This window comes from Streptomyces venezuelae ATCC 10712 (genome assembly GCF_008639165.1).
Lineage (GTDB): Bacteria > Actinomycetota > Actinomycetes > Streptomycetales > Streptomycetaceae > Streptomyces > Streptomyces venezuelae.
Map to the genome: position 1 here is coordinate 1883844 of NZ_CP029197.1, position 13362 is coordinate 1897205.

12 protein-coding genes are annotated in these 13362 nt (G+C 74.2%); 7 read left to right on the forward strand and 5 right to left on the reverse strand.

Annotated elements, in window-relative coordinates; all coding sequences use genetic code 11:
• Positions 1-201: 201 nt before the first annotated feature.
• The gene (locus tag DEJ43_RS08315; protein WP_015032883.1) at positions 202-930 is read right to left on the reverse strand and encodes a VIT1/CCC1 transporter family protein; all 729 of its coding nucleotides are present in this window, start codon (positions 928-930) and stop codon (positions 202-204) included.
• A gap of 255 nt (positions 931-1185) precedes the next feature.
• Here DEJ43_RS08315 and DEJ43_RS08320 point away from each other — a divergent pair, with 255 nt between their 5' ends.
• Genes DEJ43_RS08320 through DEJ43_RS08355 form a run of 7 tightly spaced genes read left to right on the forward strand, consistent with a single transcriptional unit; the run spans position 1186 to position 9200 of the window.
• Positions 1186-2181, forward strand: a complete 996-nt coding sequence (locus DEJ43_RS08320) for an ADP-ribosylglycohydrolase family protein (RefSeq protein WP_015032884.1) — start codon at positions 1186-1188, stop codon at positions 2179-2181.
• Positions 2181-3710 (forward strand): ADP-ribosylglycohydrolase family protein, encoded by a 1530-nt coding sequence (locus tag DEJ43_RS08330; protein ID WP_015032885.1) that lies wholly within the window; start codon positions 2181-2183, stop codon positions 3708-3710. Before DEJ43_RS08320 ends, DEJ43_RS08330 begins: the two co-directional genes overlap by 1 nt.
• Positions 3691-4845, forward strand: a complete 1155-nt coding sequence (locus tag DEJ43_RS08335; RefSeq protein WP_015032886.1) for an ADP-ribosylglycohydrolase family protein — start codon at positions 3691-3693, stop codon at positions 4843-4845. Before DEJ43_RS08330 ends, DEJ43_RS08335 begins: the two co-directional genes overlap by 20 nt.
• Positions 4842-6215, forward strand: coding sequence for an ADP-ribosylglycohydrolase family protein (locus DEJ43_RS08340; protein ID WP_071891239.1), 1374 nt, complete (start codon positions 4842-4844; stop codon positions 6213-6215). The genes DEJ43_RS08335 and DEJ43_RS08340 overlap by 4 nt, the downstream gene beginning before the upstream one ends.
• Positions 6212-7150, forward strand: a complete 939-nt coding sequence (gene rbsK / locus DEJ43_RS08345) for a ribokinase (RefSeq protein ID WP_015032889.1) — start codon at positions 6212-6214, stop codon at positions 7148-7150. Before DEJ43_RS08340 ends, rbsK begins: the two co-directional genes overlap by 4 nt.
• Complete coding sequence (locus DEJ43_RS08350; protein WP_015032890.1) at positions 7147-8406, forward strand: CaiB/BaiF CoA transferase family protein; 1260 nt, start codon at positions 7147-7149, stop codon at positions 8404-8406. Before rbsK ends, DEJ43_RS08350 begins: the two co-directional genes overlap by 4 nt.
• A complete protein-coding gene (locus tag DEJ43_RS08355) occupies positions 8403-9200 on the forward strand; it encodes an HpcH/HpaI aldolase/citrate lyase family protein (protein ID WP_071891244.1) in 798 nt (265 codons plus the stop codon). Before DEJ43_RS08350 ends, DEJ43_RS08355 begins: the two co-directional genes overlap by 4 nt.
• Positions 9201-9263: 63 nt before the next feature.
• Here DEJ43_RS08355 and lgt read toward each other — a convergent pair whose 3' ends face one another.
• The 4 genes from lgt to trpB all read right to left on the reverse strand — a co-directional run bounded on the left by lgt (position 9264) and on the right by trpB (position 13277).
• Entirely contained in the window at positions 9264-10256 is a 993-nt protein-coding gene (gene lgt / locus DEJ43_RS08360; protein ID WP_015032892.1) for a prolipoprotein diacylglyceryl transferase, read from the reverse strand.
• A gap of 64 nt (positions 10257-10320) precedes the next feature.
• Entirely contained in the window at positions 10321-11145 is an 825-nt protein-coding gene (locus DEJ43_RS08365; RefSeq protein ID WP_015032893.1) for a DsbA family protein, read from the reverse strand.
• Between the two features lie 63 nt (positions 11146-11208).
• Complete coding sequence (gene trpA / locus DEJ43_RS08370) at positions 11209-12042, reverse strand: tryptophan synthase subunit alpha (RefSeq protein WP_015032894.1); 834 nt, start codon at positions 12040-12042, stop codon at positions 11209-11211.
• Positions 12039-13277, reverse strand: a complete 1239-nt coding sequence (gene trpB, locus DEJ43_RS08375; protein ID WP_015032895.1) for a tryptophan synthase subunit beta — start codon at positions 13275-13277, stop codon at positions 12039-12041. Before trpB ends, trpA begins: the two co-directional genes overlap by 4 nt.
• Positions 13278-13362 lie beyond the last annotated feature (85 nt).

Here is a 13362-nt window from a genome sequence, read left to right on the forward strand (position 1 = left end):
CTACATATGTGGCGTCGTGCATAGTGTCTCATCGCGGCGGCGGATCGGGCCAGGGATATACGTCACAGCCGGTACGGGGCTTTCGCCCCGGAAAAGGGGCGCGAAAAGACCGAGAGGCCCCTTTCGGGAGCCTCTCGGTCTTCTGGAGGGGTACGGAATCCGTACCGGCTCCCGACGGCGGGAGCGGAGCAGCCGGCGGGGCTACAGCGCGGCCCCGAGGAGCATGCCGAGTCCATAGGTGACGGCCGCCGCGGCGCCGCCGAGGACGAGCTGGCGCATTCCGCTGAAGAGCCAGCCGCGCGCGGTCACCCGGGCCACGAGCGCGCCGCAGGCGAAGAGCCCGACGAGCGCGAGCAGCACGGCAGGCCAGAGCGCGGTCGCCCCGAGCAGGTACGGCAGCACGGGAAGCAGGGCGCCGAGCGCGAAGGAACCGAAGGACGAGACCGCGGCGACCGTCGGCGACGGCAGGTCGTCCGGGTCGATGCCGAGCTCCTCGCGGGCGTGGATCTCCAGGGCCTGCTCGGGGTCCCTCGACAGCTGCATCGCGACCTCGCGGGCGAGGGCGGGCTCGACGCCGCGCGAGACGTAGAGCGCGGCGAGCTCCTCCATCTCGTCGACGGGGTGCTTGCGCAACTGGACGCGCTCGACATCCAGTTCCGCCTGGACGAGCTCGCGCTGCGACGCGACGGAGGTGTACTCGCCGGCGGCCATGGAGAAGGCACCTGCCGCGAGTCCGGCGAGGCCGGTGATGACGACGGTCTGCGTGGAGACCGAACCGCCGGCGACACCGGTCATCAGGGCGAGGTTGGACACCAGTCCGTCCATCGCGCCGAACACCGCGGGACGGAGCCAACCGCCGTTCACGTCACGGTGCGTGTGGTTGTCGCGGTGGGCCTCGTGCAGTGGTGCCTGAGCTTCGATGATGGACATGGCTCTCCCCTCGTTCCGGCGGGCCCGGGTCGCACCCGCCTACCCCCAACGCCCTCGAAAATACGCGCGATGTAAGGGGCGCGCCAGCAAGGCAGGCCGTACTTACTAAGGCGAACCTTGCTGCGGGAACGGGTTCTGGCGGGGTGTCAGGCGGGTGACAGAGACGTTTCTTCGGCGAGTTCGCCGCCCGCGGTGGCACAGATCCAGGCATCGGGGCGCCGTCGATGCGCCCCCACCGAGGAAGGGGCCACGGACATGGTGACCACCACGGCACGCGATGTGCGCGAACGGGCGAGAGGGGCGCTCCTCGGCCTCGCCGTCGGCGACGCGCTCGGCGCGCCCGCCGAGAACATGCGCCCCTCCGAGATCCGCCGCCGCTGGGGCCGGATCAAGGGCTTCGTGACGGACAGCCCGGCCGGGACCGACGACACCGAGTACGCCATCTTCTCGGCGCTGCTGCTCGCCCGGCACGGCTCGGCCCTCACCGTCCAGCACGTCGAAAGGGCCTGGCACCACTGGATCGCCGACCTCGACGAAGGCCCCTTCCGCGGCGCGGGCTTCTCGGAGCGCGGCACGCTGGAGAACCTCCGCCGGGGCCTGGCCGCCCCCATCTCGGCCCAGCACCGCCACGCGTGGTCGGACGGCCTCGCCATGCGGGCGGCGCCCTTCGGGGTGTTCGCGGCCGGACGCCCGGCGGAGGCGGCGCGCCTCGTCGCGATCGACGGCAGCGTCAGCCACGACGGCGAGGGCATCTACGGGGGCCAGGCCGTCGCGGCGGGCGTCGCCGCGGCGATGGCGGGAGCGGGGGTGACCTCGGTGATCGCGGCGGCCCTCTCGGCCGTCCCGATGGACTCGTGGACGGCCCGCTCCATGCGCCGCGCGGTGGTCGCCGCGCAGCGCGTCCAGCCGGACCCGCTCACCCGCGAACGCCAGGTCCGCTCGGCGGTCGTCATCGGCGGCTACCCGTGGACGGACCTGGCCCCTGAGGCGGTCGGCCTGGCGTTCGGCGCGTTCGCGGCGGCGCGCGGCGACTTCCGTACGGCGGTCCTGACCGCCGTCAACATGGGCCGCGACGCCGACACCACGGCGGCGGTGGCGGGCGCGCTGGCCGGCGCGGCCGGCGGAGTGCGGTCCATCCCCGAGGAGTGGGCCTCGGCCATCACTCCGGTCACGGGCAGCTGCCTGCCCTCGATGCGCGGCTACCACGTCCTGGACGTGGCGGACCTCCTGACCCCGGAGGGGGAATCCTGATGAGCGCGGACCCGACGACGACGGCCGCGGCCACCGCCGCCGGCGTGGGCAGCGCCCCGACCGCCGTGGACAACGCCCCCACCCCGGTGGGCGATCGTTCCGCGGGGCGGTGGGGGAACCCCGACACGGAGTCCGGGGGAGGGTGGGCACCGCACCCGTCGCCGGCGGCCGGCCCGCTGCTCGGCGACCACCAGGACCCGGCGGCCTCCCCGCTGCTCGGCGACCACCAGGACCCGGCGGCCGGCCCCCTGCTCGGCGACCACCAGGACCCGGCGGCCGGCCCCCTGCTCGGCGACCACCAGGACCCGGCGGCCTCCCCGATGCCCCACGGCACCGGCACCTGGGGCGGCACGCCCGGCGCCCCCCGCCCCGACGTCCCCCACACCGCCCCGCGCGAAGCGGTCGAAGGGCTGCTCCTGGGCCTGGCCGCGGGCGACGCCGCGGGATGGCCCGCCGCCCGGCACCGCGCCGCCCGCATGCCCGAATGGACCCGCCGCCTCACCCGCGAACTCGACACCTTCGCCGAGCAGAACGCCACCACCACCCTTCCCGTCCCCATCGCCCTCAACCAGCCCCCCGAGCCCCTCCGCCTCGGCCCCTCCGACGACGCCGAGTGGGCGGTCTTCACCGCCGAGGCGATCCTCACCGCCTCGGGCCCGGTCTTCACCGGCCTCCCCCCGGAGCGCCGTCTGCGCGCCGCCGTCGACCTCGCCTGGAACGCCCTCGCCGGACAGGTCGCCGCAGCGGCCGCCCGCGCGCCCGAGGTCGAGTCCGCCGTCCTCCCGCTGCGCGCCCGGATCTCCGTCCGCGCGGGTCTCGGCAACCTCGCCACCGGACTGCGGCCGCCCGCCACCGGCCACGACAACCCGCACTTCTTCGACGACGCGGCCTGCGTGCGCGCCGCCGTCCTGGCCGTCGTCCACCCCGGGGACCCCCGTGCCGCCGCCGAACTCGCCGAGTTCGACGCCCGGTACACCCAGGACGGCGACGGTGTGCACGGCGCCCGCGCGATGGCGGCGGCCGTCGCCGCGGCCCTCGGCGGGGCGACGGTCGACGAGTCCGTCGAGGCGGCGCTCGCCGAACTCCCGCCCGTCACCGAGATCGGCCGCAACGCCCGGTACGCGGTGAAGCTCGCCCAGACCGCCGGTTCGGCCTTCGAGCTGGTCCCGCTCCTGGAGCACCAGATCGTGGACCACGTCTACAGCTACGGCATCGCCGCCGCCGAGACCGTCCCGGTGGCGCTCGCGCTGGCCACCGCCGCCCGGGGCGGGATGACGGCCGCGGTACCGGCCGCCGTGTGCCTCTCCCGGGTCGCCGACTCCGCGCCCGCGCTGGCCGGCGCGCTCACCGGGGCGCTGGGCGGGGGCCGTTCGGTGCCGCCGACCTGGCGCGAGGCGTGCCGGACGCTGGCGGGGTGCGCGCTGCCACGGCTCGCGGGGACGGATCTGGTCGAACTCGCCGGGCTGCTCGCAGCCACGGAACCGGCCACCCCGGGTGGACAATTCCGACATGACACCCACACTGGATGACCGGATCACCGGCAGTCTCCTCGGGGCCGCCGTCGGCGACGCGCTCGGCGGCCCCGTCGAGGGCTACACCCCCGAGCAGATCGTGGAGCGCCACGGCGGCCGCGTCACCGGCATCGTCGGCCCCTGGAACGGCGACGAGTGGCGCACGGCCCGGCCCATCGCCCCGTACCACAAGGGCGACGGGCACGTCACCGACGACACCTTGATGACCCACGCCCTGATCCGGGTGTACGAGAAGGTCCGCGGCCACCTCGACGCGTACGCGGCGGCGGACCACCTCGTCCCCGAACTCATGGGCTCCCCCGTCTGGATCCCCGAACTCGAGGCGGAGGCGCTCCCGCTCCAGCGGATCTTCCTGGCGGAGAAGTGGCTGGTGGCGCGCCTGCACTACGGCCATGTGGACCCGCGCGAGGCGGGCGGCGGAAACATCGTCAACTGCGGCGCCGCGATGTACATGGCGCCGGTCGGACTCGTCAACGCCGCCCACCCGGAGGCCGCGTACGCCGAGGCCCTCGACCTCGCGGGCGCCCACCAGTCCTCGTACGGCCGCGAGGCGGCGGGCGTCTTCGCGGCGGCGGTGGCGGCGGCGTGCGTCCCCGGCGCCACGCCGTCCTCGGTGGTCGGCACGGCCCTGGCGCTGGCCAAGGACGGGACGCGGGCCGCGATCGAGGCGGTGGCGGAAGTGGCCTGTCGGCACCGGGACTTCGAGTCGGCGCTCACGCCGCTCCGCAAGGCGGTGGCCCCCTTCGACTCGGTGGGCCCCGACTACCGCGCTCCGTCCCTCGGCGCCCGCCGCCCGTCCCGTCTCCACGCGATCGAGGAGCTCCCGATCGCCCTGGGCATGCTCCTGGTCGGCGAGGGCGACTACCGGCGTACGGTGCTGGGCTCCGTCAACTACGGCCGCGACTGCGACTCGATCGCCACGATGGCGGGGGCGATCGTGGGCGCGCTGCACGGGGAGTCGGCGGTGCCGTCGGAGTGGGCGAAGCGGGTGGCGGAGGCGAGCCGTCTTGACCTCCACGCCCCGGCGCGGGCCCTGACGGAGGTGGCCCGCGAGATCTTCGCCCAGGACCGGGACCGCCGCCGCGCCCACGAGGCGGCCTTCGCGACCCTGACCGGTGCGGCGGCCCGATGAACCTCCGCCTGACCTGGGTCCAGCCGGAGGACCTGGTGGGCCACGAACTCCGCCAGGCGGCGGAGGACGGCCGCGACGCCCGCGCGATCGCCGCCCGCTGGCAGAACGCGGGCGGCCCCCCGGCCCCGAGGACGGCGGGCGCCTCCGGGACCCCCCGCCCGGACCTCCGCCCCCTGGCGGACACCCTCCTGACGGCCCTGGCGGACCTCCCCGCCCCCCTGTCCGCCGACGAGCCCACCGCCCTCCCCGAGATCAGGGCCCTGACCACCCCGCCCCCCGCCCCTCCCGCGGAGAGCGGGGCGCGCGGCGACACCGCCCTCCGTGACCGGCTGCACGCCGCCTGGCTCGGCCGGGCCGCCGGCTGCCTCCTCGGCAAGCCCGTCGAGAAGCTCCCCCTGGCCGGCCTCCGCTCCCTCGCCCGAGCCACCGGCAACTGGCCCCTCTCCTCCTGGTTCACCGCCCGCGGCGTCCCGCCCGAACTGCTCGCCGCCCACCCCTGGAACCGTCGCTCGGCCGCCACCTCGCTCGCCGAGAACATCGACGGGATGCCCGAGGACGACGACCTCAACTACCCCCTCCTCAACCTGCTGCTGCTCCAGCGGTACGGCCGCGGCTTCACCACCACCGACGTCGCCCGCCTCTGGCTGGACGAACTGCCCGCCGGCCGCACCTTCACGGCCGAGCGCGTCGCCTACCGCAACCTCCTCGACGGCGTCGAACCCCCGCTGACCGCCGTCCACCGCAACCCGTTCCGCGAGTGGATCGGCGCCCAGATCCGGGCCGACGTCCACGGCTGGACGCACCCCGGCGACCCGGTCGCCGCCGCCGGGCAGGCGTACCGCGACGCCGCCCTCACCCACACCGCGAACGGCGTCTACGGCGCCATGTTCGTCGCCGGCGCCCTCGCCACCGCCGCGACGGGCACCGCCGACGTCCACCGGTCGCTCGCCGGGGGCCTCGCCGTGATCCCGCCGCGCTCCCGCCTCGCGGTGGCCGTCCGCCGGGGGATCGGGCTGGCCCGGGAGACGACCGACTGGGACTTGGTCGTCGACCGGCTGCACGCCGAACTCGGCGGGTACCACTGGGTGCATGCCGTTCCCAACGCCGCCCTGCTCGCCGCCGCCCTCACTTACGCGGACGGCGACTTCGGCCGCTCCATCTGCGCGGCGGTCTCCGGCGGCTGGGACACCGACTCCAACGGCGCCACCGCCGGTTCGGTCGCCGGGCTGCTCGCAGGGCACCCCGACCGGCTGCCGGAGCGCTGGACCTCCCCTCTCAAGAACCGTCTCGCGACCTCGGTCCCGTCCTTCGACGGCATCGGCTTCGACACCCTGGCCGAGCTGACCCACCTGGAGGCAGTACGCCCATGACCAGCATCGTCGTACTCGGCAGCACCAACATGGACCTCGTGGCCTACGTCCCGAGGGCCCCGGCCCTCGGCGAGACCGTCACCGGCCGCTCGTTCCGCACGATCCCGGGCGGCAAGGGCGCCAACCAGGCCGTGGCCGCCGCCCGCGCCGGCGGCGAGGTGTCGATGATCGGCGCGGTCGGCACGGACGAGTTCGGGGTACGGCTCCGGGCCACGCTCGACCACGGCGCGGTGGACACCGACCTCCTGCGCACCGTCGAGGGCGCCTCCGGCACCGCGCACATCGTCGTCGACGACGAGGGCGGCAACGCGATCGTCGTCGTCCCCGGCGCCAACGGCACCGTCACCTCCCTCGACCACGGCGACGAGGCCCTCATCGGCACCGCCGACCTCCTGCTCCTCCAGCTCGAACTCCCCCTCTCCGTCGTCGTGGAGGGCGCCGCGACCGCCCGCCGTCTCGGTGTCCGCACCGTCCTCACCCCCGCCCCCGCGCAGCCCCTGCCCCCCGAACTCCTCGCCGCCACCGATCTGTTGGTGCCGAACGAGCACGAGGCGGCGGCGCTCACCGGACTGACCGACCCCCGGGAGGCCGCCCTGGCGCTGCTCCGGGACGTCCCCGAGGTGGTCGTCACCCTGGGCGCGGCCGGCAGCCTGTACGCGGCCCGGGGCGCCGATCCGGTCGTGGTGCCCGCGCCCCGTGTCCGGGCGGTGGACACCACCGGGGCCGGTGACACCTTCGTCGGCGCGCTCGCGGTCGCCCTCGGTGAGGGCCGTCCCGCGCCCGAAGCTCTGGCCTGGGCGGGGATCGCCGCCGCGCTCTCCGTCCAGCGCGAGGGCGCGTCGACGTCGATGCCGTTCCGCACCGAGATCGAGGCCGCCTTCGGCGCCACCGGCGGGGACGAGGACAGGGACGAGAGGGAGACCGACCGCGTATGACCACCACACCGCACTCCCCCACGGCACCCCCCGCCGCCGGCCCCGTGCCCGCACCCCCCGCTCAGGCGCCCCAGGGCCCCCTGCGGGGCCTGCGCGTCCTGGATCTCGCGACCCTCTTCGCCGGCCCCCTCGCGGCCATGATGCTCGGCGACTTCGGCGCCGACGTCGTCAAGGTCGAGCACCCCCGCAAGCCCGACCCGTCCCGCGGCCACGGCCCCGCCAAGGACGGCATCGGTCTCTGGTGGAAGGTCCTCGGCCGCAACAAGCGGGCGATCACCCTCGATCTGTCCTCCCCCGGCGGCCGCGACACCCTGCTCGCGCTGGCCGCCGACGCGGACGTGATCGTGGAGAACTTCCGACCCGGCACCCTGGAACGCTGGGGTCTGGGCTGGGAGGAGCTCTCCACCGTCAACCCCCGTCTGGTCCTCGCCCGCGTCACTGGCTTCGGCCAGTTCGGCCCGTACGCCCACCGGCCCGGTTTCGGCACCCTCGCCGAGGCGATGAGCGGCTTCGCCGCCATCACCGGCGAGCCCGAGGGCCCGCCGACCCTGCCCCCCTTCGGCCTCGCCGACTCGATCGCCGCCCTCGCCACGGCGTACGCGGTGATGACCGCGCTCACCGCGAGGACGACCACCGGGCGCGGCCAGGTCGTCGACATGGCGATCATCGAACCGATGCTCGCGGTCATCGGACCCCACCCCCTCTGGTACGACCAGCTCGGCTATGTCCAGCCCCGCACGGGCAACCGCTCCCGCAACAACGCGCCCCGCAACACCTACCGGACCTCCGACGGCTCGTGGGTCGCGGTCTCCACCTCCGCCCAGTCGATCGCCGAGCGGGTCCTGCGGCTCGTCGGCCGCCCGGAGCTGATCGACGAGCCCTGGTTCGCCGACGGCGCCGGGCGCGCCGAGCACGCGGACGTCCTGGACGAGGCGGTCGGGTCCTGGATCGCCCGCCGCACCCGGGACGACGTCATGGCGGCGTTCGAGAAGGCCGAGGCGGCGATCGCCCCGGTCTACGACGTCCGGGACGTCGTCACCGACCCCCAGTACCAGGCGCTCGGCACCGTCACCGAGGTGCGGGACCCCGAACTCGGCCCGATCAAGATGCAGAACGTCCTCTTCCGCCTGTCCGAGACACCCGGCGCCATCCGCTGGCCCGGCCGCCCGCACGGCGCCGACACCGCCGCCGTCCTCGCCGAACTCGGCCTCACGCCCGCCGAGATCGACGCCCTGCGCGACCAGGGGGCGGTATGAGCCTCCCCCTCACCTGGCTGTACGCCCCGGGCGACCGGCCCGAGGTGGTCCGCAAGGCCCTCGTCTCCGGCGCCGACGTGGTCATCGTGGATCTGGAGGACGCGGTCGCCCCGGACCGCAAGGCGTACGCCCTCGACGCCACGGTCGATCTGCTCGCGGACTCCCACCCGGTCCCGGTCCACGTCCGTGTCCACACCCCGCACGACATCCCCACCCTGGCCCCCCTCCCCGGCCTCCACGGTCTTCGTGTTCCCAAGGTGACACACCCCACTGACATCCACCGGATCGCCGAGCTCGCCCCGGGCCTCCCCCTCTACCCGCTCCTGGAGAGCGCCCTCGCCGTGGAGCACGCGTACGCCCTCGCCACGGCCCACCCCGCCGTCCGGGGGATCGCCCTGGGCGAGGCCGATCTCCGCGCCGATCTGGGCGTGCGGGACGACAGCGCTCTCGACTGGGCGCGCGGCCGCGTGGTCGTCGCGGCCCGTGCGGCGGCCCTCCCGCCCCCGGCGCAGTCGGTGCATCCCGACATCGGCGACCTGGAGGCGCTGGCGGCCGGCTGCGCCCGCGGCCGGACCCTGGGCTTCTTCGGCCGGGCGGCGATCCACCCCCGGCAGCTCCCCGTCATCGAACGCGCCTACCTGCCCACCCCCGAGGAGGTCGACGCCGCGCGTGAGGTCGTCGCGGCGGCCGGTTCGGGCGCGGGCGCCCAGGCCCTCCCGGACGGCCGCTTCGTCGACGCGGCGGTGGTGGCGGGCGCCCACCGGGTCCTCGCGCTCGCGGCGCGGACGGCCTGAGACGCGAAAGGGCCGCCGGGACCTGTCGGTCCCGGCGGCCCTTTCGGCCGGCTGGGGAAGGGATCAGCTCTTGGCGGCGGACCCGGCGCCGTTGTCGGCCCCGTGCTCCACGTCCCCGGCGGAGTCGCCGGAGTCGCCCGAGTCGGCCGAATCTCCCGAGGCGTCGGTGCGCTTCTCCAGGTCCGGAGCGGCGTCCGCGACATCGTCGTCGCCATCGGCAGCGGCCTCGGCGGCGGCCTTCGCGGCCTTCGGCTCCACGACCTCCTCGCGGCCCGGACGGACCCGCGCCGAGATCACCATGTAGGCCACGGCGAGGGCGAAGACGATGATCGCCGTCCACACGTTCAGCCGCAGTCCGAGCACGTGGTGCGCCTCGTCGACGCGCATGTACTCGATCCAGGCCCGGCCCGCGCAGTACGCGGCCACGTACAGCGCGAAGGCGCGCCCGTGGCCCAGCTTGAAGCGGCGGTCGGCCCAGATGACCAGGACGGCGACGCCGACGCACCAGAGCGACTCGTACAGGAAGGTCGGGTGGTAGAGCCCGGCCTCGCGGTTCGCGCTCTCGGTGATCTTCAGCGCCCAGGGCAGGTCGGTCGGCTTGCCGTAGAGCTCCTGGTTGAACCAGTTGCCCCAGCGGCCGATGGCCTGGGCGAACGCGATGCCGGGGGCGATGGCGTCGGCGTACGCCGGGAGCGGGATGCCCCGTCGGCGGCAGCCGATCCAGGCGCCCACCGCACCGAGCGCGATGGCGCCCCAGATACCGAGGCCGCCCTCCCAGATCTTGAAGGCGTCGACCCAGTTCTCACCCTCGCTGAAGTACAGCTGGTAGTCGGTGATCACGTGGTAGAGGCGTCCGCCGACGAGGCCGAAGGGCACCGCCCAGACGGCGATGTCGGCCACGGTGCCGGCGGTGCCGCCCCGGGCGATCCAGCGCTTGTTGCCGTACCAGACGGCGACGAAGACACCGATGATGATGCAGAAGGCATAGCCGCGCAGCGGGATCGGTCCGAGGTTGATCACGCCGGTCGACGGGCTGGGAATGTAGGCAAGGTCCATGGCAGGTCCGACGCTACCCTGCCGGGCGGGCGGGACGGCAGCCCACCCGGCAACGTATGGGTAACTAACCGGCGGACGGGGAGGCCGTGCCGGGCTTCTTGCCCTTGTTGGCCTCGGCGACCCACTTCTTCAGGTTCTCCGGGGAGATCTGCTCGTTCCCCTTCTGCGGGAAGATCGATTCTCCGTTCAGGAGGACGGAGGGCGTGCCGCGGAAGCCGCCGTTCCGGAAGGCCTCGTTCGACTTGGCCACCCAGCTGTCGTGCGTGCCGTCGTTGACACAGCCGCGGAAGGCGGGCGTGTCGAGCCCGGGTACCTTCGCCGCCAGCTCGATCAGCTTGTCGTTCTTCCCGAAGGCGTCGTCCGTCTCCGGTGGCTGGTTGATGTAGAGCGTGTCGTGGTACGCGGTGAACTTCCCCGCGTCCTGGGCGCAGGCCGCCGCGTTCGCCGCGCGCAGCGAGCCGCTGCCGCCCATGTTCCCGTCGATGAGGGTGGCGAGGTGGTACTCGGCCTTCAGCGCGCCGGTGGCCTCCAGCTCGTGGATCGTGTCCCGGAACGCGTTCTCGAACTGGGCGCACGCCGGGCAGCGGAAGTCCTCCCAGATCGCCAGCGTCGACGGGGCGTCCGCCTTGCCGGTCGGGATGGCCGGCTTGCCGTCCTCCTCGGTCGCGCCGGTCGGCGCGACGACCGGGCCCGCCTTGTCCGATCCGCTGTCCTTGTCTCCCCCGGCGGCGATCACGCCGACGACCGCGGCGAGGCCGAGGACGCCGACCACCGCCGCGGACACGATCAGGATCCGCCGCTGCTTCTCGCGGGCCTTCTCGCGCTCGCGCTGCTGCTGGAGGCGCTCCCGCGCGCTCCGATTACCGTCACCACTGTTCTTCTGGCTCACGCCTCGGAAACGAACCGGGGAGGCACGTGCGTGCCTCCCCGGTCGCAGATCCACCCCAACGGGTTACGAAACGCGCCGGACACCCTCGGCGAGTTCGGCCGCCAGTTCCTTTACGGCGGCGAGTCCCGCGTTCTCGTCGCCGTCGGCGTCGAGGATCCGCTTCACGAACGCGGAGCCGACGATGACGCCGTCGGCGAAGGCCGCGACCTCCTTCGCCTGGGTGGCGTTGGAGACGCCGAGGCCGACGCAGACGGGGAGCTCCCGGCCGGGCGCGGCGGCGGCCCGGGCGCGGCGGACCAGGTCGGCCGCCTGCTCGCCGACCGACTCCCGGGTACCGGTGACGCCCATGAGGGAGGCGGCGTAGACGAAGCCGGAGCCGGCCGCCGTGATGGTGGCGAGGCGCTCGTCCTTGCTGCTGGGCGCGACGACGAAGACGGTGGCGAGACCGTGCTTGTCGGCGTTCTCGCGCCAGACCGCGGACTCCTGGACCGGCAGGTCGGGCAGGATGCAGCCCGCGCCGCCGGCCGCCGCGAGCTCCTCGGTGAAGCGCTCGATGCCGTACCGGTCGATGGGGTTCCAGTACGTCATGACGAGGACCGGCTTGCCGGTGGCCTCGTGGGCCTCGCGGACCGTGCGCATGACGTCGGCGATCTTGACGCCGCCGCGCAGGGCGATGTCGTCGGCGGTCTGGATGACCGGCCCGTCGAGGACCGGGTCGCTGTGCGGGAGGCCGACCTCGACCACGTCCGCGCCGCCGTCGAAGGCGGCCTTGATCGCCGCGATGCCGCCGTCGACGGTCGGGAAGCCGGCCGGGAGGTACGCGATGAGCGCGGCCCGGTTCTCCGCCTTCGCCTTGGCGAGGGTGTCGCTGAGCAGCTGGATGTTCCCGGTCGTCACTTGGAGCCCTCCCCGTCGTACAGGCCGAAGTAGCGGGCGGCCGTGTCCATGTCCTTGTCGCCGCGCCCGGAGAGGTTGACGACGAGCAGGGCGTCCTTGCCGAGCTCCTTGCCGACCTCCAGGGCTCCGGCGAGGGCGTGCGCCGACTCGATGGCGGGGATGATGCCCTCCGTGCGGGAGAGCAGCCGCAGCGCCTGCATGGCGGCGTCGTCGGTGACGGCGCGGTACTCGCCGCGGCCGCTGTCCTTGAGGTAGGCGTGCTCCGGGCCGATGCCGGGGTAGTCGAGGCCCGCCGAGATCGAGTACGGCTCGGTGATCTGGCCCTCGTCGTCCTGGAGGACGTACGACCGCGAGCCGTGCAGGATGCCCGGCTCGCCGGCGGTGAGGGTGGCCGCGTGCTCGCCGGTCTCGACGCCGTGGCCGGCCGGCTCGCAGCCGATCAGGCGCACGTCCGCGTCCGGGACGAAGGCGTGGAAGAGGCCGATGGCGTTGGAGCCGCCGCCGACGCAGGCGATCGCCGCGTCGGGGAGGCGGCCGGCGCGCTCCAGGATCTGGCGGCGGGCCTCGACGCCGATCACCCGGTGGAAGTCGCGGACCATGGCGGGGAAGGGGTGCGGTCCCGCGACGGTGCCGAACAGGTAGTGCGTCCGGTCCACGTTCGCGACCCAGTCGCGGAAGGCCTCGTTGATCGCGTCCTTGAGCGTGCGGCTGCCGGACGTCACGGCCACCACCTCGGCGCCGAGCATCCGCATCCGGGCCACGTTGAGGGCCTGGCGCTGGGTGTCGACCTCGCCCATGTAGATGGTGCAGTCGAGGCCGAAGAGGGCGCAGGCGGTGGCGGTGGCCACGCCGTGCTGGCCGGCGCCGGTCTCCGCGATGACCCTCGTCTTGCCCATGCGCTTGGTCAGCAGGGCCTGGCCGAGCACGTTGTTGATCTTGTGCGAGCCGGTGTGGTTCAGGTCCTCGCGCTTGAGGAAGATCCGGGCGCCGCCGGCGTGCTCCGCGAACCGCGGGACCTCGGTGAGGGCGCTCGGACGGCCCGTGTAGTTGACCATCAGGTCGTTGAGCTCGCGGGCGAACTCCGGGTCGGACTTGGCCTTGTCGTACTCGACGGCGACCTCGTCGACGGCGGCGACGAGGGCCTCCGGGATGAACTTGCCGCCGTAGGCGCCGAAGTAGCCCTCGGCGGTCGGGACCTGACCCTCCGGGTCGGGAATGAAGAACTCGCTGGACATGCGATTGCTCCTCGCGGGGCGGGTGCCCCGTGTGACGTGGGGTTGATGGTCACGGTGTGCACGCAAGCCAACCACGTACGACGGC

What these genes read in the sequence shown, in the direction of transcription:
- trpB (WP_015032895.1), bottom strand. Translation starts at nt 13,277, where the DNA reads ATGTCCAGCGAGTTCTTCATTCCCGACCCGGAGGGTCAGGTCCCGACC.
- DEJ43_RS08330 (WP_015032885.1), top strand. Translation starts at nt 2,181, where the DNA reads ATGAGCGCGGACCCGACGACGACGGCCGCGGCCACCGCCGCCGGCGTG.
- DEJ43_RS08355 (WP_071891244.1), top strand. Translation starts at nt 8,403, where the DNA reads ATGAGCCTCCCCCTCACCTGGCTGTACGCCCCGGGCGACCGGCCCGAG.
- DEJ43_RS08340 (WP_071891239.1), top strand. Translation starts at nt 4,842, where the DNA reads ATGAACCTCCGCCTGACCTGGGTCCAGCCGGAGGACCTGGTGGGCCAC.
- DEJ43_RS08350 (WP_015032890.1), top strand. Translation starts at nt 7,147, where the DNA reads ATGACCACCACACCGCACTCCCCCACGGCACCCCCCGCCGCCGGCCCC.
- DEJ43_RS08335 (WP_015032886.1), top strand. Translation starts at nt 3,691, where the DNA reads ATGACACCCACACTGGATGACCGGATCACCGGCAGTCTCCTCGGGGCC.
- DEJ43_RS08315 (WP_015032883.1), bottom strand. Translation starts at nt 930, where the DNA reads ATGTCCATCATCGAAGCTCAGGCACCACTGCACGAGGCCCACCGCGAC.
- rbsK (WP_015032889.1), top strand. Translation starts at nt 6,212, where the DNA reads ATGACCAGCATCGTCGTACTCGGCAGCACCAACATGGACCTCGTGGCC.
- lgt (WP_015032892.1), bottom strand. Translation starts at nt 10,256, where the DNA reads ATGGACCTTGCCTACATTCCCAGCCCGTCGACCGGCGTGATCAACCTC.
- DEJ43_RS08320 (WP_015032884.1), top strand. Translation starts at nt 1,186, where the DNA reads ATGGTGACCACCACGGCACGCGATGTGCGCGAACGGGCGAGAGGGGCG.